Annotated in this window: 16 protein-coding genes, 5 pseudogenes and 1 other annotated feature; of the genes and pseudogenes, 9 read left to right on the plus strand and 12 right to left on the minus strand. The window is 49.8% G+C overall.

All coding sequences use genetic code 11. The features are described from left to right. Nucleotides 1-129 precede the first annotated feature (129 nt). The 4 genes from ACNQ62_RS01185 to repA all read right to left on the minus strand — a co-directional run bounded on the left by ACNQ62_RS01185 (nucleotide 130) and on the right by repA (nucleotide 4827). Nucleotides 130-744 (minus strand): hypothetical protein, encoded by a 615-nt coding sequence (locus ACNQ62_RS01185; protein ID WP_418094012.1) that lies wholly within the window; start codon nucleotides 742-744, stop codon nucleotides 130-132. Between the two features lie 688 nt (nucleotides 745-1432). Continuing rightward, a complete protein-coding gene (locus ACNQ62_RS01190) occupies nucleotides 1433-2566 on the minus strand; it encodes a helix-turn-helix domain-containing protein (protein WP_418094013.1) in 1134 nt (377 codons plus the stop codon). 202 nt (nucleotides 2567-2768) lie between these two features. After that, entirely contained in the window at nucleotides 2769-3692 is a 924-nt protein-coding gene (locus ACNQ62_RS01195; protein WP_418094014.1) for a ParB/RepB/Spo0J family partition protein, read from the minus strand. Then, nucleotides 3682-4827 carry a plasmid partitioning protein RepA gene (gene repA, locus ACNQ62_RS01200; RefSeq protein WP_418094015.1) on the minus strand — a complete coding sequence of 382 codons (1146 nt, stop codon included), beginning with the start codon at nucleotides 4825-4827 and terminating at the stop codon, nucleotides 3682-3684. Before repA ends, ACNQ62_RS01195 begins: the two co-directional genes overlap by 11 nt. 1063 nt (nucleotides 4828-5890) lie before the next feature. On the opposite strand from repA, the gene ACNQ62_RS01205 reads away from it, so the two are divergent. From ACNQ62_RS01205 to ACNQ62_RS01215, 3 genes are all read left to right on the plus strand, one after another. After that, nucleotides 5891-6076, plus strand: coding sequence for a hypothetical protein (locus ACNQ62_RS01205; protein WP_418094016.1), 186 nt, complete (start codon nucleotides 5891-5893; stop codon nucleotides 6074-6076). A 382-nt stretch (nucleotides 6077-6458) separates the two neighbouring features. Further along, on the plus strand, nucleotides 6459-8345 hold the full coding sequence (locus ACNQ62_RS01210; protein WP_418094017.1) for a polysaccharide biosynthesis protein: 1887 nt from the start codon (nucleotides 6459-6461) through the stop codon (nucleotides 8343-8345). Between the two features lie 125 nt (nucleotides 8346-8470). Next, nucleotides 8471-9664 carry a sugar transferase gene (locus ACNQ62_RS01215; protein WP_418094018.1) on the plus strand — a complete coding sequence of 398 codons (1194 nt, stop codon included), beginning with the start codon at nucleotides 8471-8473 and terminating at the stop codon, nucleotides 9662-9664. Nucleotides 9665-9776: 112 nt separating this feature from the next. Here ACNQ62_RS01215 and ACNQ62_RS01220 read toward each other — a convergent pair. Then, a pseudogene (locus tag ACNQ62_RS01220) lies at nucleotides 9777-10400 on the minus strand (IS3 family transposase); the annotation flags it as partial. A 17-nt stretch (nucleotides 10401-10417) separates the two neighbouring features. On the opposite strand from ACNQ62_RS01220, the gene ACNQ62_RS01225 reads away from it, so the two are divergent. The 3 genes from ACNQ62_RS01225 (at nucleotide 10418) to ACNQ62_RS01235 (ending at nucleotide 14852) form a co-directional block, all read left to right on the plus strand. Further along, nucleotides 10418-11652 (plus strand): IS3 family transposase gene (locus tag ACNQ62_RS01225; protein WP_418094019.1). Its coding sequence is split into 2 segments (ribosomal slippage): nucleotides 10418-10712 and nucleotides 10712-11652, totalling 1236 coding nucleotides; the frame shifts between segments, so codons are not numbered across the junction. Further along, nucleotides 10705-10821: a sequence feature (AL1L pseudoknot), on the plus strand. Its footprint overlaps the gene before it by 117 nt. Nucleotides 11653-11983: 331 nt before the next feature. Beyond that, the gene (locus tag ACNQ62_RS01230; RefSeq protein WP_418094020.1) at nucleotides 11984-13090 is read left to right on the plus strand and encodes a glycosyltransferase; all 1107 of its coding nucleotides are present in this window, start codon (nucleotides 11984-11986) and stop codon (nucleotides 13088-13090) included. 1615 nt (nucleotides 13091-14705) lie between these two features. After that, nucleotides 14706-14852, plus strand: coding sequence for a transposase (locus ACNQ62_RS01235; RefSeq protein ID WP_418094021.1), 147 nt, complete (start codon nucleotides 14706-14708; stop codon nucleotides 14850-14852). 397 nt (nucleotides 14853-15249) lie between these two features. Here ACNQ62_RS01235 and istB read toward each other — a convergent pair. From istB to ACNQ62_RS01265, 6 genes and pseudogenes are all read right to left on the minus strand, one after another. Continuing rightward, nucleotides 15250-15991: pseudogene (gene istB, locus ACNQ62_RS01240) on the minus strand (IS21-like element helper ATPase IstB); the annotation flags it as partial. Next, nucleotides 15988-17463 (minus strand): annotated as a pseudogene (gene istA / locus ACNQ62_RS01245) (IS21 family transposase). The pseudogenes istB and istA, both read right to left, overlap by 4 nt. 118 nt (nucleotides 17464-17581) lie before the next feature. After that, nucleotides 17582-18117, minus strand: a pseudogene (locus tag ACNQ62_RS01250) (IS21 family transposase); the annotation flags it as partial. A gap of 161 nt (nucleotides 18118-18278) precedes the next feature. Continuing rightward, nucleotides 18279-19301, minus strand: coding sequence for a hypothetical protein (locus ACNQ62_RS01255; protein ID WP_418094022.1), 1023 nt, complete (start codon nucleotides 19299-19301; stop codon nucleotides 18279-18281). Continuing rightward, nucleotides 19298-20539 (minus strand): oligosaccharide flippase family protein, encoded by a 1242-nt coding sequence (locus tag ACNQ62_RS01260; RefSeq protein WP_418094023.1) that lies wholly within the window; start codon nucleotides 20537-20539, stop codon nucleotides 19298-19300. The genes ACNQ62_RS01255 and ACNQ62_RS01260 overlap by 4 nt, the downstream gene beginning before the upstream one ends. A 121-nt stretch (nucleotides 20540-20660) precedes the next feature. Continuing rightward, complete coding sequence (locus ACNQ62_RS01265) at nucleotides 20661-21689, minus strand: NAD/NADP octopine/nopaline dehydrogenase family protein (RefSeq protein WP_418094024.1); 1029 nt, start codon at nucleotides 21687-21689, stop codon at nucleotides 20661-20663. 379 nt (nucleotides 21690-22068) lie between these two features. Here ACNQ62_RS01265 and ACNQ62_RS01270 point away from each other — a divergent pair, with 379 nt between their 5' ends. After that, entirely contained in the window at nucleotides 22069-22782 is a 714-nt protein-coding gene (locus ACNQ62_RS01270; RefSeq protein ID WP_418094025.1) for a transposase, read from the plus strand. 370 nt (nucleotides 22783-23152) lie between these two features. Continuing rightward, a complete protein-coding gene (locus ACNQ62_RS01275) occupies nucleotides 23153-23380 on the plus strand; it encodes an integrase core domain-containing protein (RefSeq protein WP_418094026.1) in 228 nt (75 codons plus the stop codon). Between the two features lie 214 nt (nucleotides 23381-23594). Here ACNQ62_RS01275 and ACNQ62_RS01280 read toward each other — a convergent pair whose 3' ends face one another. Then, nucleotides 23595-24761, minus strand: a complete 1167-nt coding sequence (locus ACNQ62_RS01280) for a nucleotide sugar dehydrogenase (protein ID WP_418094027.1) — start codon at nucleotides 24759-24761, stop codon at nucleotides 23595-23597. Nucleotides 24762-25139: 378 nt separating this feature from the next. Here ACNQ62_RS01280 and ACNQ62_RS01285 point away from each other — a divergent pair. Beyond that, nucleotides 25140-25379 (plus strand): annotated as a pseudogene (locus ACNQ62_RS01285) (transposase); the annotation flags it as partial. Nucleotides 25380-25571: the final 192 nt, after the last annotated feature.

Consider the following 25571-nt stretch of genomic DNA (forward strand, 5'->3'; position numbering starts at 1 on the left):
CTAGAGATTTAATAACTGAATAAAGTCCAGCAGCGCTAACTCGGCATCTGCAGGGCTTTATCAGATTATGTTAAATGCTCTCTACCTCGTATGATCATCAATCATTCAGGGCGTGGGAATTGGCCAGTGTCATTTCAAAGTATTGAAGACCGGTGTTCCGTCGAGCTCTCCATCTTCGTATTCTTCGAAGATCGCTGTCTCGCTAATCCGCACCTGGGTGTTTGGCATAAGGGACCTGAGAGTTTGTGCAACCCCGTTCACGCAACCGGAGCTGTCATCTAGTGTTGCCCAAGCACCAGTTACCGTGATCTCGGAAGTTTCGAGATGCCTACTCAAGAACTCCGCTGCGTCATCTGGTCCATCGAAATATTCATCCAGGCAATATGAACGATTTTCCTGCCAGCCATCATAAGCTGACTCGCCCGTGTCGCAACCATACATACGAACTGCTGAAACCGAATTCAGACACCCTATGCGTTCCGCAGCGAGAATAGCATTGGAGAGCCCTTTCTCGATTACGTCGTCAAACCCTCGTTGGATTTCATCCGATAAAAAGCCATCAATCACCGCAAAGTGTCCGTCGTGTGATAGTATTTCCTCTGCAACTGCATTGCGATATTCGCGCGCCTTACGCCCCAATTGGGATTCTGCTGATCCGAACATACTCCCAGGGAGGACAAGAACGAGGGTTTTCGGCAACTCAATATGGGTTGCTTTTGACGGGATATTAAAGTCGTTGGTCATGGCATTTCCTTGTTTGAAAATTTGAAATTGCATTTTTTATCTGAATGCTCGGTCAAGTTATCTTTGAAGGATTAAACTGAGATTTAGATTTTCAGGATACGGTAAGGCTCATTCGAAAATGTTGAACTTGAGAGGTTTTATCCCCCCACCCTGTGACCTTGGGGTTAGATCACCCATCTGCCTAACTAGGATCAACTAGACCGCGGTCTAACCGATGGGCACGGCAGCAGAACCCGTGTTCTAACGATCTATCTCGTTCGGAGTCTTTCATATGTATTTATAAGGCCGACGTAGGCAACGGAAGTTCACGAGGGAATCCAATATGCACTCTATCGTAGTTCCATGTCAGGTAGAAATCCCCATAAGGGCAGGGGCCTCGGAGGCTAATTTGAGATACTACTTCACCATTTGCAGCGCTCAGTACGTCCCTGAGGCGATTATCGCGAAAGGCTATAAGTGCTTTAAGAGGCAAACAACTTCTTTGCTTATTTGCACAGCAAGGCAGAGCGGATCATAAGAAGTTCAAACTACGCATATCTTGGTAGTAAACAGAGCATACTGTGGGCGTCTTTAATCAGTTTTTCTCTACGATAAATTTCGGTAGCAACCGCGAGGCAAATCACTTCCCGTTCCCTTAAACTCACATGCCATTTAACCTCGCGGAGTTTCTTGACCGCGGTCAAGAAACTCATATGCGGTCATGTTGTGTGCATAGCACCTTTTCGAAATAGGCATCGGGGTGCTTAATCGTTCCGGAGCGGGCTATCAGGTAGTCGAAGACTAGAAGCAGTTTGCCTGCGCCGGCCTTTTGGATGCCACGTTTTAACTTATCTTGTCCCACTCTCAGCATTCGACCGAGGTCATATAGAACGCGAGTAAGGGTTTCCTTTGAGTGAGGAGGTTCTGGGAAAAGTCTTGCTACATGGTTGAAGTCCGCCCATGCCATCTTTGCAGGGTCACGGTTCATTTTTGCCTGAGATCGCGTCGTTTGTTTGTCCTGATCCTCGGTTGTTACAACGAACTTTTTTATATCTTTTTTAGTAGACTCTATGTGCCGGACATTTTGTCCGTTTGTGGCGGTCAGTTCGACCGGATCTAGTCCATCTGATCGCTGTTCGACAGCTTGTAGACTGTCTTCTGCGTCGGCATTTGCTACGGTGTGCCTCTCACCGTAGCACGCGTCCGTGGAGGCTCCCAGAGTTCGAAGCTCCGAGATAATGCCTAGAACTGCGTCCACGGTCAACGTCGCTCGACGCAAGACATTTCTAATTATGTGTAGGTTAGAGAGTTTTCCTTCGTCGAGGCATGTCTGTCGAAGGAGAGACGCACGGAGTGCTAAGGCTTCGGTCTTCAGTGACCGTAGGTGCTCGCGTTCTTCGGTAAGCTGCGACGCCTGCATCGCGAGAGTGTCATACCTTTGGATCAAGGGCTCCAGGTCGATACCGAAGGCGTCCTTAATCACACCACCATACCGTAACGGGAAGCGTTTACCATTTGCGGAGCTCTTGCGTTCAATCAGTTCAGCCGCTGAGAGGCGTCCGAGGCAGCGACGAAGTGTTCTTTCATCAAGGCCATTGGCGCGCTGTGACAACGAAGCGTTCGATGGGAAAACGACGGTAAGTGCAATCTGCTGGCTATCCAGATTTCCATGTCTTTCACGGGGAAGAAAGCTGATGAGTGCGTTCAAAACGGCAAGGTCGCTGCTCGTCAGGCCGAGTTCTTTCCTCAGGACGCGAACCGGGCCTAACAGCTCATACGGGTTAGGGCAGGGCAAGTTTATCCGTTCCGCCAAGGCGGTTCGTGTTGTGTTTTGATGTTTCATGGTGTTTCGGAAGAAAAAGCTTCCCCGTTCACCGCCAGCGGTGTTGAATTCGATTCGATTAAGGAGTATCAATTAGGTGTCGAGACTAATTGAGGCCCTTCGGAAGTATCGCTTTCGGGGGGTCTTTCTTTTTCTAGCCGGTCCTCCTTTCGTTTGCTGCTCATTATTTTTGACGTCTTGACCGCGGTCAAGAAGCGGGTTGTTACTCTGGCCCATCTTGACCGCGGTCAAGAAGCTCAATTATCAGTTTGCGCACAGCCTCCTCAACGCGTGGCGCAAGATCTGCATCAGCGTCGATGGTGATACGATTACCTCTCCGCCCGACCTTCACGCGCTCATCGGGGTTCACCGAAGGTGCAGATGGCTTGGTGGCCGTCAGCAAGGTAACCGCTGCTTCTAGACGATCGGGGCCTGGTAAGTTGCGGGGGATTTCGGCGGCAATTTCGCGGGCTCTTGCGCGGTCTTTCTCGCATAGCCGAAAGAGCTTTTCCCAGACCCGTCGACCAACACCGTGCGCAGGTCCGATAGCCAGAATCAATTCGTTAGGGATGCCTGTCGCGATACGGTTCATCCGTGAAACAAGCGATTCATCTATCTGAAGTGCCCGATACGCAACTGTCTGGGCGTTCTTGCGGGCCTCGCCTGTCTTCCCAAGTTCCCGAATGATGCCGGCTACAAACAGAGCCCTTTCGATGAACGATGGGTCTTGGCGGGCATTGTTTTCTACACCTTGGGCAATGAGTGCTTCCTCGTCGGTCATCTGCATGACCGTTGCGCGCACCTTCTGACTAAGTTCGCGGCAGGCGAGAAGCCTGCGGCGACCATAGACAATCTCAAGGGATCCATTCGAGGTTCTGCGAACCAAAACTGGAACTTTTTGACCGTGCTCACGGATCGACGAGACAAGATCATCCAGCCCATCGCTGGGATCGATGCGATCCATGACCGCGGACATCTGTATGGCGGTCGGGTCTATCAGCCGTGTGGCGTGTTTATCTTCTTCAAGAATGGATGCCTGTGCGCGAGCTACGGTCGGGCTCGTGCGGCTCGTATCCAAATTTTCTTCCGAAGGCGTCGCTTCACCCATCGCATTCTTTAGGGAATTTCCGAAGACTTTACGTGCCATCACTACGCCCCCATGCCTTGAGGATTTCTCGTTCGACCTCATCCGTCACGCGAGATACGGACTCGGTCGCGCGCTCGTAAGTTCGACGATTTACATCGCGAGGTTCGACTTCAAATATGCTCTGTTGAGTATTTGCAGCGTCGCCCACTGCAGTTGATTTGAGGAACTCTGCAGATAGTACCGCATCTCCAAGCACGGTCCGAAGTAGAGACGAAATTTGAACCTGCGGACCATCGGTATTTTCGTAGCGTGTGATGAGAAGTCTTACGAAGTTTAGCCCGTGTTCGGGGGCATGCGTCTCGACTACGCCCATCAAGTTACTCGCCATTGCAAGAAAGCTCGCAAGGGACATGACATCGAGCATTGAGGCGTTCAGTGGGATTAGTACGCCAGTCGATGCAAAAAGAGCCGAGATCACCGAGAAGTTTAGCTGCGGTGGGGTATCAAACAACACCACATCATATCGGTTCAGGACGGGCTCAAGCGCATCCCTGATGCGGCTATGGAAGGTCGTGGTACCTTCTCTGAAGCTCAGTGCGACCTCGAACTCGTACTCCATGATGTCCATAGACGCCGGGATCAGGTCGACAGTCGGGAAGTTCGTTTTGCGAATAATTTCTGCCGCGGGAAGCGGATCATCGGATTTGATCAGATCGTATGAGGTCGGCATATCCGGATCAAGTTCGGGCGTAACACCGAATAGGTTCGTCAGGCTTGCTTGGCTATCAAGGTCGATCAGCAAAACTCGGTACCCACGTAGACCTAATAATTGCCCAATGTGAGCAACAGATGATGTCTTGGCAGAGCCGCCCTTCAGGTTGAAGATCGTCAAAACCTGACAAGCTTCTCCCGGTCTTCTGTGCGGATGCTCTTCTGATTTGATCCTCCCAGTCTCAAGAAGCACGCGCTGTGCCTCAACCATCTCCTCTGCAGAGAAGCTACGGCGATTGCCGCCCTCTAAGATCCCTTCTGGGAAGCCTTCGAGGTTCGACACATGATGTCGGAAGGTGTTCTGGTTGATGCGAAGCAGTTCAGCTGCTTCCCGCATGGCAAAGCGGCGGAGGCCCTTCTGAGCGTCCGGTGGGAAGGTTTCCTGCGCATGTTCATGCAACCGGTTACCCAGCCGCTTGGACATGACTTCAAATCTCTGGGAGGCTCGAATCCCGCTCATTGATGCCCTCAAGTCTTTATTGTTTGAGAGACATTAACAGATATGACGGATTAATCTAGGATAAACTGTTGAGTGGCTTGAGGGTGTTGAGGCAAAGTATTCGTAGCGGAAGTAATTGGTTAGATATCAGCGACTTAAGATTCATGAACTCGCGTAAATTCAACAGTTTGTTGCGCGCGCAGAAATAAACACAAGATGTATTTTGTGTACATACGTAAAACGACATATATCTCAAATGCCCGATTCTGTTAGAGCTCTGTCATGTGACCCAAGCATTTTTTGCAGGCTCTAAAAGCCTTCTTTCCGATGACGGCTGGCAACATATTTTCTTTCGGGGCCGACGTTAGAGCACCGCAACTGAATAGCTAATGACGGCAAGCCATAGGGATCTCATCCACTCACGCCAACCATGATGGCTGAACGAATGTGGTGGTGGCTAAAAAGACGGGGTGGAACCCCGACGACAGTCATTGCAGCCATCATTAGTTATCGTAATCTGTACAGGCGGAACCCAATACTGGGTTAGAAAGGGCCCTGTCGAATTCAGCAGGAAGTTAGCGTTAACGAAGATATACGTTCAACTGCAGCGTAACAGGTTCAAAATTCACATACAGGTATTGGTAGGAATGGGCGGAATTGAACCGCCAACGACACAGTAATCTGCTGCCAAAGGGTTTATAAATCCCGTGTCCCACCAAGGCACTCCCAAATACCGAACTGGTAATCAGTCAGATATTCGGGAGGACAGGTTGCGATAGTATGTGTGATCCATATGACGTATTCTACGCCGTCGTCGAACCTACATCAAGAACGAGTTTACGAAGCGCTCTCGGACAGCAATCTAACGTGAGCGGTCATTTATGTTTTACGAACTTTAATACAAAGGAAATATTCGAGACCGAACCGAATTCAGCATTGGTCGATGCTAGCCGTACGCACAATTAGCATACTAGGGTCTAAAGATAGACGGGCAGTTAATAGATTGATACCATACGAAAATTGGGCGTATACTCGGGATCGCCCAGTCATGCAATATCGACTCAAACGTTCCATTGGCGGCGGGGCAGAACCGGTCACTATCTTACGTGTGCTTGAGAAAGCCATCCCCAACCCGGGCGCATACCTTGGCCGGCTGACACAGATGTCGCGCGATGGGGTATTTTCACTACAACCTATGCTGATGGCTCTGGCAAGCCGTGAAATTGTCAGCTGACAATTTGTGATAATATAAGTACAAGGCGACTTTATGTGTTATGCCCCCGAACAACCATGCAAATTGTCATCGGGATGACGATCGGCCGGCCATGGATGCCATGTCCATGAATCTTCTTTGCGATGTCGGGATGGAAGATATTCTCATCCGGACACATCAGCGCATCATTGTCCGTAGTATCTGACGTATTCCATTTTAGATGGTCTTTTTATATAGGGTGGCGCGGGGAGGAGTATCCAACATCTTGCGGCACCAACGACGGTAAGACGTATAACTCAATCTGCTAGCTGCCGATCCGCAAAAATACCTTCTTGAAATGACGGTAATTTGGTAACCTCTGCGCATTACAAACGACCATATATACTCAAAGAAAATTATCGCCATGCAAATGAACAGTATTCACGACCTGTCGAGGGCGAAGAAGCGGGCCATTTTCCTGGCCATCGACAGCATGTTCGTACCCATTGCCCTCTATTGCGCCTTTGCCTTCCGATACGGGACAGGCACACCCTGGATGCTGATCAGAGACAGTTGGGTGCTGTTCCCCGTCATCTCAATGTGGGGCGTTGGTGTCATCTGGGCACTGCGGCTCCACAGGATCAAGCTCAACGCTTTCGATACCCACTCCATGTCAAACATTGGCGTAGCGTCGCTATTGATTACTTTCAGCGCGGTGATGCTAAGCTACTGGTTGAAACTGTCGGCACCGCGGTCCGTACCGCTTCTTTTGGGGTTGTTTTTCTGCATCTTCGCCGTCGCGGCGCGCGTGGTGGGGCTGAACCTCTTGCGCTGGTTGTCAGAGCGTGGGGGCAACCGTAAGCCTGTCGCGATCTACGGGGCAGGGGCCGCGGGTATCCAATTGGCAGCCGCCTTGAGGCAGGCGAGCGAAGCGCGGCCCGTGTTCTTTATCGACGACAACCCGAACTTGCACGGTCTCATGGTTGCTGGGCTGCCTGTTCATGATCCGGCTATACTCGGGAAGCTGATCAAAGCACGCGATATCGAACAAATTCTGCTGGCCGTACCATCTATGGCCAAGAAGCGTAGGGACGAGTTAATCTCCAAGCTCAGAGCTCAGGAGGTTGAAGTGCAGGTGCTTCCGTCGTATGTGGACCTGATGTCTGGCAAGGGGCTCGCTGATAGCTTGCGCACCGTCGCGCCAGATCAGCTTTTGGGCCGAGATAAGGTTGATCTTGATACGCCTGAAATCGCAAAGACTTATGCTGGCCGCGTTGTAATGGTGACCGGAGCGGGGGGCTCGATCGGGTCCGAGCTTTGCCGGCAGCTGCTAAACTGTAACCCGGCGCGAATTGTGCTGTTTGAACAAGGTGAGTTCCAGCTGTACTCGATTGATCAGGAACTGCAGCCTGAGGCGAAGGCCACGGGTATCCCTATTGTCAGCCGCCTTGGGTCGGTGACCAACAAGGCGCGCGTAGCCAGCGTGATTGCGGAGGAGGGGGTCGAGATTGTCCTCCACGCCGCGGCCTATAAACACGTGCCACTAGTCGAGGAAAACGAGCTAGAAGGCGCGCGCAACAACGTGCTTGGTACTCAGGTTGTCGCCGAAGCCGCTGCTGACGCGAAGCTGGAGCGCTTCATTCTCGTCTCAACCGACAAAGCCGTACGACCTACAAATATTATGGGTGCCACCAAACGGATGGCCGAGCTGGTGGTGCAAGACGTCCACACGCGCAATGCTGCAACGAAATTCGCGATGGTGCGCTTCGGCAACGTACTGGGTTCCTCTGGTTCGGTTCTACCACTGTTTCAAAAACAGATCGCTCGCGGGGGGCCGGTGACGGTAACCCACAAGGACGTCACGCGTTTCTTTATGACAATCCCTGAGGCTGCACGTTTGGTCTTGTTGGCTGGTGCATACGCAAAGGGTGGTGATGTCTTCGTGTTGGACATGGGAGAGCCACAGAAGATCATCGACATCGCCCGTCGGATGATCGCGCTCTCGGGGCGGAAGGTTAACGATCCGGAGACGGGAGAGGGTGACATCGAGATCGAAGTAACAGGTCTCAGGCCAGGCGAGAAGCTATACGAAGAACTGTTGATTGACGATGACAGCCTGCTGCCTACCCCGCATGCTAAGATCCTACGAGCACATGAAGGTATGCTTAGCCAGATAGAGGTCGCCGCGATGCTACAAGAATTGAATGCAGCGATTATGGATGCCGATACGGTTCGGCTTCGCAAGTTGATAGCAGCGCGGGTTGAGGGCTATCACGTACAGGATAGTGGATCTCGGGTAGGGTCAGGCTAACGTACGTTGGCTGATAACAAAGCTATCTACCCTATAATACTGTTTATCTCGGTTCCACCGGTTTAACAGCGTAACTTAAGCATTATCCCGACTACTAAGCGGGACATATATCTATGGAGTTTTTGTTGAAAATCGTTATCACTGGTGCTTCCGGCTACGTAGGCCAAAACATTGTCTCTATCTTGAAAAACCGGTGCGATACGCTGCTCCTCGTCGGGCGCGACGTCGCAAGATTGGAGAAAATTTTTCCTAGCATACAAAGCTGCTCATTTGCTGAAATCCCGGCGTATGCACAAAATTTTGATGCCCTGATTCACTTATCTGTTCTTAATAACGACGCTTCAGGAAATGAGTCTGATTTCCATGATATTAATGTAGCTCTAACCCTAAAGACTGCTAAGGCTGCTGCGAAGTGTGGCATCAAGAAATTCTACAATATTTCTTCCGTCCATGTGTTGGATAGCCAAAATCAATCTCCATACGCAAAAAGCAAACGCGAGGCGGTGTCTAGCCTCGGCGAGGTTTCGGGGATTGAAGTAACCAATGTATACCTTCCTTTCGTACGCGGTGAAAAATGGAATGGAAAACTTTTTTTCCTCAATCGTATGCCCTCGTTTCTCGAGAAACCATTGCAAGCCTTCTTGCTAGCGTTAAAGCCCTCCGTGAAAGCAAGCCAGTTGACGCAATTTGTTGTCCAGCCAAATGAGACTCAGAACGCTGTGATATTATCGGAGGGGCAGTTGCAGAATGCGGCTTTCGGATTGATAAAGCGTGGGATGGACCTGATTTTCGCTATAGCTGTAGTTGTACTATTGTGGTGGGCGCTTTTAATCATCTGGGCTCTAGTGCGTTTCGGTACTCCTGGCCCCGGTATTTTTGCCCAGGAGCGCATAGGGCTGCATGGAAAAATTTTTATGTGCTATAAGTTTCGCACAATGCAGCAGGGGACTGTTCAGGCAGGCACGCATGAGGTTTCTCAAGCTTCGGTTACCCCAATTGGCCGCTTTCTACGAAGAACGAAGTTGGACGAGCTTCCGCAAGTTTGGAATATATTTAAAAATGAGATAAGCTTGATTGGACCTCGCCCCGGTTTGCCGGGGCAAAGAGAATTATACAATGCGCGAAACATGAGAGGCATTTTCAATGTAAAACCGGGCATCAGCGGCCTTGCCCAAGTAAACGATGTTGACATGAGTGACCCTGAGAAGCTTGCTATTTGGGATGCTCGGTATATTAAATTACAATCAGTGTTACTTGACCTGAAGATCACCATGGCAACTATTAGGGGCGGGGGGCAAGGTGACAAGACAGGCGATTGACAACCGTTCAGTTGCGTTAATTTCGACCTCCATAGCTGTGAGTAACCGTGGCAAGGTCAAGGTTGACTAACGCTGAGCTACTCCCTATCTGTTGGACAGGATCTGGCGTAATTTAAGCTACTCTCTGCACCTGCCGATCGGGTTGATTGATATCATTTTTCTGCCAATAGACCAGCGCCGGTGGCTTGCCGCCGAGGGCTGAGTGAGGACGCTGGTGGTTGTAGAAGGTCATCCATTTCCGAATGGCTGCTTTTGTCTCTGATCCGGTCTCCCAGGCAAGCAGGTAGACACACTCGTATTTCGGGGCGCGCCACAACCTCTCGATGAAGATATTATCGAGGAACCTGCCTTTCCCATCCATCGAGATCCGCACCCCGGAACGCCGCAGCCGATCCGCCCAAGCGAAGGACGTGAACTGGGATCCCTGATCTGTGTTCATGATCTCGGGCGGGCCGAACTTATGAATGGCCTCTTTCAGCGCTTCGACGCAGAAGTCGGCCTCCAGGGTGTTCGAGATCCGCCAGGACAGAACCTTTCGAGTGTGCCAGTTCATGATCGCCACCAGATAGAGGAACCCTCGGCGCATGGGCAGATAGGTGATGTCCGAACACCAGGCTTGGTTCGGGCGATCCACCCGCAGACCTCGCAGCAGGTAGGGATAGGTCTTGTGACCCTTCGCCGGCCTGCTCGTGTTGGGCTTCTGAATCGCCCCGAGTTTGTCGGAGACCATCAACTTAAGTAAGGATGATGGTTATGACAAAAAGCAAAATGGCAAATCGCTACTCGCCAGAGGTCCGCGCTCGCGCGGTCCGAATGGTGTTCGAGCATCAAGGCTCCTACGAAACGCAGGTGGGCGCGATCGCGGCCATTGCACCCAAGAACGGCTGTATTCCCCAAACCTTGAGCGGATGGGTCAAGCAGGCTGAGAAGGACAGCGGCATGCGCGACGGAATGACAACCGAAGAACGTGATCGCATAAAGACGCTGGAACGGGAAAACCGTGAGCTGCGCCAAGCGAATGAAATTCTCCGCAAGGCATCAGCTTATTTTGCGCAGGCGGAACTCGACCGCCCACTCAAGCGATGATCGGCTTCATTGATGATCAAAGGGCTGTTTACGGTGTCGAGTCGATCTGCAGGGTGTTGCCGATTGCGCCGTCAACTTACTACCATCGTCTGGCATGCCTCGCTGATCCGGCCAAAGCTTCTGCCCGGTATCAGCGGGATACAGAGCTGCGCCCGGAGATCAAACGTGTCTGGGATGAGAATTATCAGGTCTACGGGGTGCGCAAGGCCTGGCATCAGTTGAAACGTGAGGGCTTTGAGGTTGCAAGATGCACGGTGCAACGGTTGATGAAACAGATTGGCATCCGTGGGGCTGTGCGGGGCAAGGTGGTCAAAACAACCGTCCCTGACACGTCAGCGCCTTGTCCGCGTGACAAGGTGAACCGCGTGTTCCGAGCACCAGCCCCTAACCTTCTCTGGGTCAGCGACTTCACCTACGTGTCGACATGGCAGGGCTTTGTCTATGTGGCCTTCGTCATCGATACGTTTGCTGATCGCATCGTGGGGTGGCGGGTCTCGCGATCCGCCAAAACGGATTTTGTTCTCGATGCTTTGGAGCAGGCCCTGCATGATCGGCGGCCGGTCCAGAAAAGTGGATTGGTTCACTATTCGGATCGCGGCGGTCAATATTTGTCCATTCGTTACACCGAGCGTTTGGCTGAGGCTGGCATCGAACCGTCGGTCGGCAGCGTCGGGGATTCCTATGATAACGCCCTCGCTGAGACAATTAACGGTCTCTACAAAACAGAGCTGGTCCATCGCCAAGGACCGTGGCGCAACATGCAGGATCTGGAACTGGCCACCCTCGGCTGGGTCGATTGGTTCAACAACCGGCGTCTACTTGGTCCCATCGGAAACATCCCGCCAACAGAGGCTGAACAGAACTTCTATGCACAGCACGACGTGCTCGATATGGTCGCGTGAAATGAAGCTAGAGGTCTCCGGTAAATCCGGGGCGATTCAAGCTGAGATAGCGAACTTTGAGTACGTCAATGGCTTCTACAATCCGCAACGCCGACAGTCACCATTGGGTTGGAAAAGCCCCGTCGCTTTCGAACGCAAGGCGGCCTAAACGAGCACCTGGGGCGGCACGAAACCGCAACAGGTCCAAGTCAGCGTTGATCGCTACAACTGTATTTGACTAACTTGTTCTAATGAGCGATCAAAGAGATAAAAAGAGATAGAGATTTCTTGTCTGTTTTCTATCCTGTTTTCAAAGGCTAAGCGTCAAATGCTCTCAAACAACAGCTCCATAATGATCACAGCAAATAATTCTTGGTACATTTATAATTTTAGGAGCGAGCTGATAGAACAACTGTTGGCGGATGGCTATAGAGTAATATGCGTATCAGGAGATAATTCCTATCAAACCGACCTTGAACGACTTGGCGTGGAGTTTCACATGATTCAATACACAGCGCGCAGCAAGTCAGCATCAGCCTTATCGAGGAACATCTTCAGCTATATCAAAGTATTGCGGCAGGTTAAGCCAACGATATGTTTGAGTTTCAATCCTATGGCGAATTTATGTGTAAGTGTGGCGCAGCTGTTTTCCAACGCCAAACAAATGGCAACAGTTTCTGGATTTGGAGTTCTATCAAAAATTATTAAGGGTCGTGACCGAGCGACGCTATCTGTAAAACTAAAAAAGTATGTTCTATCGCAGTACCTCAAGATTCCTGCGGTTGTGCTTTGTCAGAACGAAGAAGACGAAAAGTTTGTCCGAAAAGTCAGGAAATCACTCCCTACACTAAGGGTCAAAGGATCGGGAGTACCGCTGCAAAAGTTTCGCGCGAAGCAGCGAAATTACTCGACTCGTCGTTTCATGTTTGCGGCCCGATTTTTGTTGTCGAAAGGTATTATAGATTATATTGAAGCAGCAAGAAACTCAAGGGTAAATAGATCTGAGTTCTATATATGTGGCCTTCCTGTCGATGAGGGATCTGGAGGGATGAGTGAAAAAGATGTTATTGAGGCACTTGCGAACACCAACATAACCTACTTGGGTCACGTAACCAACATGGCGCCGCTACTGCAGTCGACTGATGTGGTGGTTTTGCCGAGCCAATATGGTGAGGGAATACCTAGAAGTCTTATCGAGGCATCTGCTAGCGGGTGCTTATTGGTTGCATACGACAATGACGGGGTAAGAGAGATTGTGCGGAACGAGCAAAATGGGTTTTTGCTTCCTGTACCCGATGTACTAGGTCTGCAACGTGCTTTTGAGAAAATTGATCGCATGACTGCCGAAGAATTACAAAACTATTCATTGAGATCTCGCGGTATTGCAGAGCGCGACTACTCTGTAACGGTAGTTAACAAAGTTTATATAGATTCGATTCGTGATCTGGTGAGGTATTAGGAATATTTTTAAAGGCTCACTCAAGCGTTTAACGATATCTGCATCACATCATTAAGCTCTTACATGGTCAATATGGTGGTAGGGCAATAAGTTAATGCTTTTTCCGCATTTCTGTACGCTAAGCTGCGAGAGTTGGATTTTAAAAATATTTACCTCCCATTTGTAGATATTTACTAAATAGAAACTTCAATCGTCGTTTCTGTACATAGAAAGGTTGTGTGAATTATTACAAATTAACTATTACGTGCCATAATTCTTGGAAATATTGCTCAATCTGATTCCGCCGAATTTTCTGAATGATGGAACGCGCCATTTGCAAGGTCTTGGCCTATGGGCCAAACCTTGGTAGAATTGGACTACAAGATATCGAAACCTAAACAGAGTAGCGCAGCATGCGTCCGAAAGACAGAGCATTGATGAAATACACAAAGTCGTCGCGCCGCCAGTATACTCGTAACCATAGCGAAATCAACTTTCTGATATTTTTATCATTTTTGATAAAGCTTGCTGCTATTATAATCATTAATTTTCGCTTGTCCGGCAGCTATCAGTTTGGCGATTCCAGCGCGTATTATGATGGTTCTTTTCTGGACCGGCAAGATTTTTCGAGCTTTGCGTTTCTTATTAGCTATCTTGTAAATCAGTTGAAAATGTTTGTTGTCCAAAAATGGCTTGTTGACCTAGTTTTTTTAATAGCCTTACTCCTATCGATCTATTGGAGCGTATATGGGATTAAGTTCAGTAGGCTACAGTTATATGCACTATTCTTAAGCTTGGTAGCCCCCGGGTCGTTGATGTTCTTGGGTGGGGGAAATAAAGAGACAATTGTAGCGATAGCTATGATTCTCTCCATCAAGATAGTGATCAGCCCTAGTTATAGAACAACGTTCCTGACGATAGGCTGTATTATTTTTCTAATTGTTTACAAGCCTACTCTTGGAATCGCACAAGTCTTGGTTCTACTTTGCCTCAAGCTGTCCTCTATGAACGCACGATTCTGGATTTTGCTTTGCACATTGGCCACATGCCTCACTTTTTTCGCTTGCATTATTTTCGCCCCAGAAATTTCAAAGTTCTTTAACAGCCTATATATTCACTTCAGCCAAGGTGAATTTTCCAGAGATGAGTTTACCTACCAAGGAATCTCTAGCGGCTTCGCACTTTTTTTTCAGCCATTTAAAAGTTTTTTCTACTGGGACATCTTTGATTTGTCGTCGTCTTCTGCGGCTTGGATTTTTTTCCTAGACGCAGTGTGTGTTTCGTTGTCATTTTTACTGTTATGTTGGAGGGGCATCGATTTGTTGTTAAGAACCGGGTGGATTACCCGTGTTCTGCTAATATCTTTAGCTATATTGATGATTTACATTTGGGCACACTCTCCCCACGGATTTTATAACATTGGCTCATCAGTCCGATATCGAACGGGCTGGTTAACTGCGGCCGTGATAGTTCTTGTTATATTACCACAGATGGTCGACAAAGCGCGGCGGAGAACTGACGAATTGAACTGTCAGCCGCGTTGAAAGCCAACTCGCTGAGCTACCCCTCGAAAATCGGACACTGACGTAAGCTGCGATTTGTAGTCTGCTGATCTTCAACACGAAGGAGATCAGATATGTCGAAACGGAAGCAACATCGCCCAGAGTTTAAGGCCAAGGTGGCGTTAGAAGCATTAAATGATGAGGAAAATGTCAGCGAGTTAGCCTGTCGGTTCGGGGTACATCCGACGATGATCCATCAATGCAAGCGGGAACTGCTTTAAGGCGCATCAGGTGTCTTCGAGCGGGGCAGACGTAAAACACCGGAAGTCGATGAAGAGCAGGTCAAAGACCTGCATGCTAATATCGGAGAGTTGGCCGTCGCCAACGATTTTTTTTGGCAAGAAAGTGAGGCGCGAGATAATTGATCCGAACCTTCAAGATTTGTCGGTCGGCAAGCAATACGCGTTGTTGTCGATCTCGCGGTCGTCACTTTTCTATGAGCCGAAGGGCGAGAACAAAATGCACCTTGATCTGGTGCGGCGGATCCATTGCCCGATAGGGTATTGCGCTGCAATGTGTCAGCGGCGGAGACAAAACCGGCCACGTGGCGGCGCAAAAGTAGGCCAGTGGCGGCGCATTAGCCCGAAGGACCAATTCTGCAAGATGTGAGCAGGTGGCGGTTTGGGCCTTTCGGGCGCGGCTTTGGCTGGGGCGATAGCTGTCGCCGTTCATCTCGAGAATGTTGACGTGGTGTGTCAGCCTGTCGAGATGGGCACCGGTCAGGCGTTCGGCGCCGAAGGTTTCGGTCCATTCGTCGAAGGGCGGATTGCTGGTGATCAGCGTGGACCCACGTTCATAGCGCTGCGAGATCAGCTCAAACAAGAGCTTGGCACCGGTCTTGGAGAGCGGCACGAAGCCCAGTTCGTCTATGATGAGTAGCTTTATGGTGGCCAATTGCTTTTGCAGACGGATGAGACTGCGTTCGTCGCGGGCCTCCATCAGTTCGTTGACCAGCGCGGCGGCGGTGATGAAGCTGACCGATAGGCCCTTCTGGCAGGCGGCCAGCCCCAGACGGAGGGCGACATAGGTATTGCCGGTTTTCACTGGGCCCCAAGGCAATGACGTCCTCGCGTCGCTCGATCCAGTTGCAGCGGGCGAGTTCCAGCACCTGCATCTTGTTGAGCTTGGGGATCGGCTTGAAGACGAAGCTGTCCAGACTTTTGCGGGCCGGGAACTTCGCGGCCTTGATCCGCCGCTCGCGGTCGATCAATCCCAGCTCGACCAGACGCGCCAGGAACTGGACCTGATCCAGCCCTTCGGCGGCGCATTGGCGCGCGAGCTTCTCGTAATCCCGCAGGAAGGTGGACAGCTTCATCGTCTTAAGATGATCCGCAAGCAGGATCTTCGGGGCCACGGTCATGCCGCATCCTCTGACATCGGGGCCATATGACTGGCCGCGGATGTGGTCTCGACGTTCGCCCGCGGCAGGTATGGGTAAACATCGAGAGCCAGCTTCGGCGGCCGTTTCTCGACGTGGCAGAGGACAAGGTGCACGGCATCGAAGCCGACCGCGCCGAGTTGTAGAGCTTTCTTCACTGCAGCGTGGAGATCGTCGATGTCGAAGATCTCGAGCAGGCGCAGAACCTGAACATACTCGCGGCGTGCTGTCTTGATCTTCCGCGCCTCCATCAGGCGGCGCAGGGTCGCGAACGCGGGCGGCAGGTCTCATTTCGTTAAAGGAGCCGCCGGGTTCAGTGCATTGACCTACTGCTCGATCAGCGTAAGGTAATGCACCGCATCGAAAACCATGTCTTCGCGGTCGTAGCAGCGCGGATGACGTGCGATTACCTCGCTGCCACAGCCGATCACGACCATGTCGACATAGCCTCTGATCCAGACGTCGCGATGTCCGTAGGCGACCGAGTAATCGTTGGTCTTGAAGCGCACCAGCGCCTGCGAACTGACCCGTCCGGTTGCTTGATCGCAGGCATCGAACGGCGCCGCGGGTAGGTCTGACATCGCGGCCAGATCCCGTTCGAGGCGTTGACCAATCGTCTCGGGGCGACCTCGCAGGACATCCGTCTGACGTTTGAGGCACTGCGCCTCCAGGTAATCGTTGAACGCGTCCCAGGTCGCGAACCGCGGGATCGGCACCATGAAGTCGCGGCGCGAGTAGCCGACAAGGCCTTCCGCGTCGCCCTTGCCGGGTCGCCCGTAGAGGTCACGGAACAGGTAATGTGACGGGAAGCTGCTGAACAGCGTGGCCCTCTGACGTGTCCCGTCCGGCAGAATCTTCGCAACCCGTTGACCGGCAGAGCATGCTTGCATGCCCGAGAGGGGGACGGCGGTCGTTGTCGTAGAGCACCGACACCGGCACCTTGCCGAAGAACGCAAAGGTGTGAACATGGCCATCCAACCAGGCCTCGGCAGTGGCCGCAGGATAGGCACGGACATAACAGGCGTCGCCGCGCGGCAGATCCATCACGAAGAAATGCGCCCTCTGCCCAATGCTGGCGATGAGGACCACCGCCTCGCCGAAGTCGGCCTGGGCATGACCGGGCGGATGCGCCGTTCGCGTTGCCGCATGTAATCCTTCACGATCGTATAGCCGCCGGTGAACCCACGCTCGTCGCGGAGCCGCTTGAACACCCGCTCCGCCGTGTGCCGCTGCTTGCGATGGACGTCCCGATCGCCCTCCAGCCAACCGTCGATAATCCCGTTGAAGCCATCTAGCTTCTGTTGCTTTACCGGTGCCGGCCGCCGATACCCAGGCGGAACCGATAACGCCATGATCTTGGCCACGCTATCGCGCGAGATATTGAAATGCCGGGCCGCCTCCCGCTGGCTCATGCCCTCAGCAGAGGCCAGCCGAACCTTCCGATACAAATCCACGGTGAAAATCCTCCTGTCCTCCCTGTCAGCAGAAAGGGTAAAGTTGGACGACTTTTATGCCGCCCGCAGCAGGCTCATCCCGCCGCTACCGTGGCCGACTTTCGCACCGCCGTTCTCACCCGCGACCAGGCCCACCGCCGAACACGCGGAATGCATGCTGGTGGGCGTCAAACAGCATCTCATGAGTTTGCAGCGGGTAGGCCCGCACCAACAAAGCCCGGCTGTGTGACAGTTTGATATGCGCGAGCTGAAGTTTGACGCGCTTACCGCCAATGTTGCCCCCAGTCCTCGCTGCAATCGAACTGGAAGGCTTCGCCGGGCGCGTACACAAAGGCACGTAGGTGCCGCGCCCTGTCGTCTGTTCCGCTCGATGCCGATCTTCACGCCATGCCGGGCGAAAGCTGTTACGCGTTAATAGGAGCCATCATATCCCAGCTTCACCGGATCAGCATGCATTTGCTTCACTGTCCGCCGTTCTTTGCCTGACTTCCACGTCTGGATTAAAAGCTAGGCTGAAAGCCGATCCGCATAGAGATCCAGCTTGCTTGGACGCTTGGGCGTCTTGAACTCTGGTTCCACCGCACCTTTACGCAGATACTTCTTTATCATGTTCCAAGACAAACCCGTCCGCCGGACAATCTCCTTGATTGGCATTTTGTCACGCAATGCCTAGCGTCGAATGACACTCGAAAATCCCATGTCGATCACTCCAAATCCCCCGATCAAGACCCTCGGGGAGGTGTGTTCACATGGCTCAGTTCTCAGTGATAATCAACACCTCCGGCAAACCCGGCGCGGTTTTATCATCCGCTAATCTAACTGTCGTCACAAGCAATTCCATTTTCATCGAAACGGTCCCGAAGCTCAGCCAAACGTAATTTGAAACCCGAGAATTCATGATGCGATCCCTCTTCGAACCGAATTATGCCGCTTTCACCTAACCGGTATATGCCAGATTTCCCGTCAAATTTCATTTGGTAATGAACACGAGACATATATACACTTTGAATTTCATTTATTAGCAGATCACCGTCTTCAGTTTCGAAAATGTCGATAGCGGCGGCAAAAAATCCACTTTTTTTGATGAAATCTAGAGCTAGGGTTACTACCTCATTGGGAGGTTCCACCCAGCCTACGAGATTAGACCCGCTGGCTTTCCCCTTGGCCAAGAGCTTTTGGTGCGCAGAAAGAGTATCGCCGATTACGACAACTCTCCATTCCCATTTCAAAGATGAGTATTGCTGCAAAATTCGATAGTTTCGCTGTTGATACCACCAGGCGGGGATTATTAACCCCCGGAATTTTCCAAACCTTGTCCAACCTATAGCTGGAAACTTACTTGCGCCGAAAACAAGCCAATCCAGAACCGACTGCCAAAGATTATTTTTACGGAAAACCGAAACGCCACTACCTGCACTTCCTATATTTGATTTACATACGAATGGAACGTTTTTCTCTCGAAACTGCTGAGACATGTTAGTATTCGTGGCCACTATCGACCTGACCTTTGGAAGGTTGTAAGACTTTAGCAATGCGTCCATAACTCTTTTATTTTCATATGAAAGAGTTTCAATATAACTTGGAGAAACGTTTTTTCGGAAGATATGTTCAATGAAATATATACGTTCGTCGTGAATGTTTTTTGCAGTTTGAAACTTGTCTGGTGGTCGATGCACAAATACGTCAGCGCAGGACCGGCTAATAATCTCTTCCCAATTGTCGCCCAATAGGTCGATAATTTCGTATTCAATTTCGAGATCGATAGCCGCACTCACATAATCTAGATGCATCTCCCTTCCCATGGCTGATGGAAAGGACTTGAGTATCGCAATTTTCACAAAAAAATCCGCCTTTGGTATTTCAAAAATTCAACCTGAGTTAGTATTGCCCACACGCAAATGGTAATTGCTGTCGCGGAAACTGCGCCGTGCATTCCGAACAAGTAGATTAGGATTGGGCATAAAATCAGATTCGCAATAGTAGCCTTACAAAATACTCGAACAATTATGGCTTCTTGACCCCTCATAAGAAAATACTGACCTATAGCGCCGTTATACGCCACAAAGCAATTTGCGCCTCCTAATATTACAAGGGGTAGGTAACCCAATTTATATTGCGGACCAAACATATACTCCAAGAAAAAGCTTCCAAATAGTAGAAAAAAAATCAGGCCGGATACTGCAACCAAGAGAGACATCTTTTTGGCTTCTGTCAGATATTCTTGCGTTTTCTTCTTGGTTTCAGATTTGCTTGGGACTAATCGCGTCGAATACAATGTACTAACGGTTTGACTTCCGAAGGTTATCAGAACCGCTGATTGAGATGCTGCGCGGTAAATACCAGCGTCCGTAGCATCAACCATAAATCCCAGAAGTACGGTATCGATCTGTCTATTGAACACTATAAGACCTGAGGCGGCTCCTAGCAGAGACACCGCACGAGCGTGAGGTTTGAGACTGCCGGAAAACTTTCGTACTGTAAGGCGTCCAGTACGCACCAGCAGCAATAGGGGTACTACAAGAGAAACAAGCCCAGCAATTGCACATAAAAAGATTGCTAATTCCCAAGTTGGGTATGCAATTTTGAACCAAAAACTAACTGCTATGGCTAATACGGCAGTCGGCCGAACGACATACTCTGCTAGTTGTGATTGTATAGGTCTTTCCAGTCCCAATAGCGCTCCGGAGATAGGCCCACTTAGAGCAATGAAGGGAATCATCATGCATGAAAGTAATAAATATTTCCCTCTATCTATATAATCCAGCATATAGAGCAGAAATCCCACTGCAATCAAAGCTATCAACACCGTTCCGAGATAGAACGCTATCAATTTAAAGCCGATATGAACAACCTCCCCAACATTATGGTAATTACTGTATGCTTGCTCTTTAAAACTGCGTGTAAACCAATTGTTCATTCCGATCAGGATCGGAATCGCGACAATTGTAGAAATGCTCAAGGTTACGGAATAGTGACCAAAGCCCTCAGGCTCAAGAACCTTAGCAAATAATACAGCAGCACAGAACGTTGCAATTACTTGGTACACACGCATCACTATCGAAACTAGCGCAATCACAAGATACCCCATACTGACTGTAATAGTATTTTTCGTATTAATCGATGCAGTAAATATTGCATTACAGAATGGTGCCTGGGTACATACTAGGATTTAGAGCCATACGATGCACCTCACAGTTCTATTCTAACAACTGAGCTGTTGACAGCAGCTTCCGATACTCCACACGCGCGGCCATATGTGAGTAGTCAAGCCCTTGCGAAGCCATCTGCTCTCGACACCACCTCGATATGTCGCTCGTAAGAGGTGTTGATATGCCGAACCTCTGGGCAAAATCCTGCATAATGTCTAACCCATAAAATGTATCGTCCCAAAAAAATCGGTGGCGAGCATCTAGGACAAATTTGCAGTCGAATTCGCGAACTGGTGTTCCAATATTTGATAAAGTTCCGGACTCTGTAAAGCTACTCCGAACATCACCGCTTTCAGAATCGTAACTAAAGCGCTCTAAATCAAGATAACTTTGCATATACCTCAATTCGCACATCGGAATAGCTTTTCGTACTTCTTCGCGTACCAGCTCAAACTCGCCGTCAAGCCCAATTAATGTATCTGCAGAAGTTTCGTCAAAATCTCGGTAAAACATGGGTACATCTGATGCAACATTCCATCCTGCCGGAGAACTCCTACTGAGGCCATAACAGCGGCTGGGATGTATAATCTGATTGTCAACAGAAAGAGTTAGCTCAACGAATCTCTCGGCCCTGTGCACGCATCCAAAACCAAAATAATTTTCCGTTAGCTCTTTGAAGAATCCTTTAGATAGAACTTCGTAACACTTATCGCTGGACGCAAAAACGACATTCCGGTGTTTAGCACCGTAATTAACGCCACTTTCTCCATACTTTTTGACCCGGCTTATCCAAGGTATCAATCCAAAACTCCAGAAGTGGGCGTTAGGCAGATTGTAGCGCTGGAAAGCAGAATTTAACTTCCAGTTAATTCCACCTTGTCCATATAAAAATCCGTAATACACATCTTTATCACGTGATAAATATCGCACTGTGTTCTCAACAACTTCATCGTATACGAATACAGGTGCTACAACCAAAACTACATCAGCACTTGGAATAACGTCTCGAGGGTCACTGCTTACTCGATCAAATTCTCCTGTGAGAACATCAGTAGTTCCATCTGTTTGAGATATCATGTCAACGCTAATGTTTTTTGACCAAAGCTCGGGGTTTCTAGTTAGTAACGAAATTGTATTCCCCGGGTTCTGTGAAAGGAGCCCCAGTACTGAGTATACCGAGCTACCACCCCCAACTATGCAAACGTTCATCATTCCCCCAACTTCAGCTTGATCGCAACTATTTATGTATTGAATTTCACAAAAAATCGTACACTTCCACCGCATAACATTCCACATTGTCAGACGTATAGCAACGTCGAACCCCTAAAAAACTGGCCCCGGTGAGCAACCTGTCTCGTAGTAATTTCCCTAGTCAAACAATTCCAAGAAGCTTAAAGGTTCCACCTAGGAACTGATTAGCCCCTAGTTCCCTAGTGTCAGGATTAACAGCCTGTTGATGTCGAGCGCGGCATGTGCGATTTCTGATAGGAAGATCTTTGGGGGTCGGTCGAAGCAGGTCGATACATGCTGCCAATTCTTCAGCCTTACCAAACATGATCGCAATCCGATTGTGGCGCTTGTATTGAAGTGGTCCCAGAAAACTGGACAGCTGGCTAAGGTGTATTCCAAACCTCCCAAGGGATACAAACTGCCGAAGCGGCGTAAGTTTACAGATAAGTGTAAGGCCAAGGTAGCGTTGGAAGCGCTGAGTGGCGACAAGACCAAGCAAGGGATCGCCGCGGGGTATCAGTTGCATCCGAACCAAGAAAGCATATGGAAGCGGCAGGTTATTAACGGGATGGTAGATGTGTTCTCTGGCGGCCAGCAAAGCGGCCCGACGGAAGCAGAGATCAAAGAGCTACATGCCAAGATCGGGAGGTCGGCGGTCGAAAACGTTTTTTTCAGAAGGGCTGAAGCGATGAGCCCGGCAAAGACACGCGCGATGACCCAACGGGATCACCCCGAACTGAGCATCAGCCGGCAATACAAGCTCGTGCGAATTTCGCGGTCGGCATTCTATGACGCGTCGGGCGACGTCAACGCGGAAAGGCTGGCGATGACGAAAAAGATTGATCGGGTCTTCACCAAATATCCGCTCTTCGGTAACCGACAGCTGTTTATCTACGCAGAAACGGCACGGTTGTTGGGCAACATCGCGACAGGCGCTTGATAGCCAAGATGGGTCTGGAGGTGAGCTACAAGCACACCCGGACCAGCCAGCCACATGCACAGCACCCTGTCTATCCGTACTTGCTGACGAAGATGAAGATCGACCGTCCCAACTAAGTTTGGTGCGCCGATATTACCTTTGTCCCGGTCAAGAACGGGTTCTTGTATCGGGTCGCGATCGAATATTGAGCCACACGCAAGGTTTTGGGCTGGCGGCTGTTGAACACGATGTACGCAGACTTCTGCGTCGCGGCTTTGCAGGGGGCAATCGCCAAAGACGCCCGCCCGAGATATGCAACACGGATCAAGGATCGCAGTTCACAGGAGCGGCGTGGATCACCACGCTGCCCGAGGCATGCAAGCGCATCTCAATGAATGGGCGCGGCCGCTATCTGGGCAATATCTTTATCGAACGGCTGTGGCGCAGCCTGAAGCAGGAGGTAATCTATCTCGAAGAAATCACTGACGGGTTCAAGGTCGGGCGTGTCATCAAGAACGGGATGACAGTTTACAACGCCGAGAGGCCACACTCCGCCCTTGATCGGCTGACACCCGACGACGCATATTGGGCAGGCTTGGAGAAGAAAAAGGTAGCATAAAACCTAAGCATGATGCACCTTAGGAAAGCTGCAAAACTGTCCGAAAAGGTGAGACCACTTCAATCTGCGCATTAGTCAGCCAAAAAAGATTAGATATGTTAATCACTCGGTTTTCGAGCGGGGATTCATGCCGCTACACGGAAAAGAGTGGTCCCTGACCCCTGGGGTTTTTCAGTTTAGACAACTCAAGTTGTAGCAGAGCTGCGAGTATCCTTCAGTTTGTAGCGTAAAGATCTCGAGAAAAAACCTTTGATTCAACATCTTTTAGTTCGGGAGATACGCGATTTGCTAAAATAATATCTACTCCTAACTTAAACTCATCAAAATCACGGATAACGCGAGAACCAAAAAATATATCTTCTACTATTGACGGCTCATACACAACAATCTCAATACCCTTAGCTTTGATCCTCTTCATGATACCCTGTATTGAGGAGTGACGAAAGTTGTCAGAACCTGTCTTCATTACCAGTCGGTAAACCCCCACCTTTCTCGGTTTTTGAGAAATTATTTGATCTGCAAGAAAATCTTTTCGGGTGCGATTAGCATCAACAATAGCTCGTATAAGATTCTGCGGGACGTCGGAGTAATTTGCAAGTAGCTGTTTAGTATCTTTGGGTAAGCAATAGCCCCCATAACCAAAAGATGGATTATTATAGTGATTTCCAATTCGAGGATCCAATGAAACACCATCAACGATCTGTCGAGTATCCATCCCGCCGGCCATAGCGTAACTATCCATTTCATTAAAGAACGCAACCCGCATCGCTAAATAGGTATTGGCAAATAATTTGATCGCCTCCGCCTCATTCGGATTCGTGAAAATTACATCAATATTTTTTTTCAGGGCACCTTTTTTCATAAGTGCCGAAAATATACGAGCACGCTCTGACTGTTCGCCTACAACTATGCGGGACGGATATAAATTGTCATAAAGTGCTTGACCCTCACGTAAAAACTCTGGAGAAAATATAATTTGATCTGTGCCTAATTCCAATGAGATTTTAGCTGTATATCCTACTGGTATTGTAGATTTAATTACAATGGTCGCGGTACTATTGACAGCTAAGACATCAATTATCACTTTCTCGACGCTGGAGGTGTCAAATTGATTGGTAGATGGGTCGTAATCTGTGGGAGTCGCTACGATGACGTAGTCCGCGCCTATATAAGCGCTAGAAGGATCCACGGTTGCAGTTAAATTTAAATTTTTTGTAGCGAGAAAATATTGAAGTTCTTTATCAACTATAGGAGAGCGCCGATCGTTCAACATCTCGACGCGTTCAGTAGAAATGTCGATGGCAATAACTTCATTATGCTGTGCTAATATGGCTGCGTTCGATAGCCCAACGTAGCCAATTCCTGCAACTGTAATTTTCATAAATTCCAAACCCTAAACTGACAATCAGCGGTAGGTACGTTGTATATTGGGTATGCGTTTGGCAATCAACTAGCTAGTTATTAGCCGTAGAATTGGACTGCCGCCTTCTTACCAGAGATCCATAAGTTAAGGGTACTGTTGAAGTGGTACAAATATTTCGCGGGCTTATGTAATCTAACACGTCGACAAAATATCTCATAAAAACAAGGCTGTGAATCCATAATTCGGGTATCCGGAACACAATACGTGGCTGCATCAAGAAACACGGCAAGATAGCGGACCGGCACAAGGTAAAGGTGGTCGCGAAATTTTGGACCCGTGAATAGCCCCTAGATTTGTAGACTCTTTTTTCCCTAACTTTGAGGCAAGGAGGCCGTTATGGGGAAGCCAAATTTCAGTGAAGATTTCAAGCGCGATGCCGTCCATCAGATAACAGTGCGGGGGTATGCCGTTCGCGAGGTTTCGGAGCGGTTGGGCGTCAGTACATATTCGCTCTACAAATGGATGAAGCTCTACGCAAAAGCTGCGTCACTGACATCATCTGTTGACCATGAAGCTGAGAGCCGCAGGCTCAAGCGTGAGTTGGCGCGGATGACGGAGGAGCGCGACATCCTAAAAAACCGTTCCGGGTTGGAGCCCGCCTGCGCGCGGTAGAAACAGCCTGTGTGTTGATTGTCACCGAGAACTGACCCGGCAACTGTAGAAATTGTCATTGAGAATTGACCCATGTGCAACCTTGCCCCTGCTTGAATCAGCTGGGAGCTATTGGAGTGTTAGACATGGGACTTCTTAGGATTATTCCGAAATGGG

Origin of the sequence: Sulfitobacter sp. SBS6, assembly GCF_048285585.1 — a bacterium.
GTDB lineage: Bacteria > Pseudomonadota > Alphaproteobacteria > Rhodobacterales > Rhodobacteraceae > Sulfitobacter > Sulfitobacter pontiacus.

Bases quoted from the DNA above. Each gene is read 5' to 3' on its own strand.
- ACNQ62_RS01195 (WP_418094014.1), bottom strand. From the start codon at position 3,692: ATGGCACGTAAAGTCTTCGGAAATTCCCTAAAGAATGCGATGGGTGAA.
- ACNQ62_RS01275 (WP_418094026.1), top strand. From the start codon at position 23,153: ATGAATGGGCGCGGCCGCTATCTGGGCAATATCTTTATCGAACGGCTG.
- ACNQ62_RS01190 (WP_418094013.1), bottom strand. From the start codon at position 2,566: ATGAAACATCAAAACACAACACGAACCGCCTTGGCGGAACGGATAAAC.
- ACNQ62_RS01230 (WP_418094020.1), top strand. From the start codon at position 11,984: ATGATCACAGCAAATAATTCTTGGTACATTTATAATTTTAGGAGCGAG.
- ACNQ62_RS01280 (WP_418094027.1), bottom strand. From the start codon at position 24,761: ATGAAAATTACAGTTGCAGGAATTGGCTACGTTGGGCTATCGAACGCA.
- repA (WP_418094015.1), bottom strand. From the start codon at position 4,827: ATGTCCAAGCGGCTGGGTAACCGGTTGCATGAACATGCGCAGGAAACC.
- ACNQ62_RS01205 (WP_418094016.1), top strand. From the start codon at position 5,891: ATGCAATATCGACTCAAACGTTCCATTGGCGGCGGGGCAGAACCGGTC.
- ACNQ62_RS01270 (WP_418094025.1), top strand. From the start codon at position 22,069: ATGTCGAGCGCGGCATGTGCGATTTCTGATAGGAAGATCTTTGGGGGT.
- ACNQ62_RS01210 (WP_418094017.1), top strand. From the start codon at position 6,459: ATGCAAATGAACAGTATTCACGACCTGTCGAGGGCGAAGAAGCGGGCC.
- ACNQ62_RS01265 (WP_418094024.1), bottom strand. From the start codon at position 21,689: ATGATATCTCAAACAGATGGAACTACTGATGTTCTCACAGGAGAATTT.
- ACNQ62_RS01235 (WP_418094021.1), top strand. From the start codon at position 14,706: ATGTCGAAACGGAAGCAACATCGCCCAGAGTTTAAGGCCAAGGTGGCG.
- ACNQ62_RS01185 (WP_418094012.1), bottom strand. From the start codon at position 744: ATGACCAACGACTTTAATATCCCGTCAAAAGCAACCCATATTGAGTTG.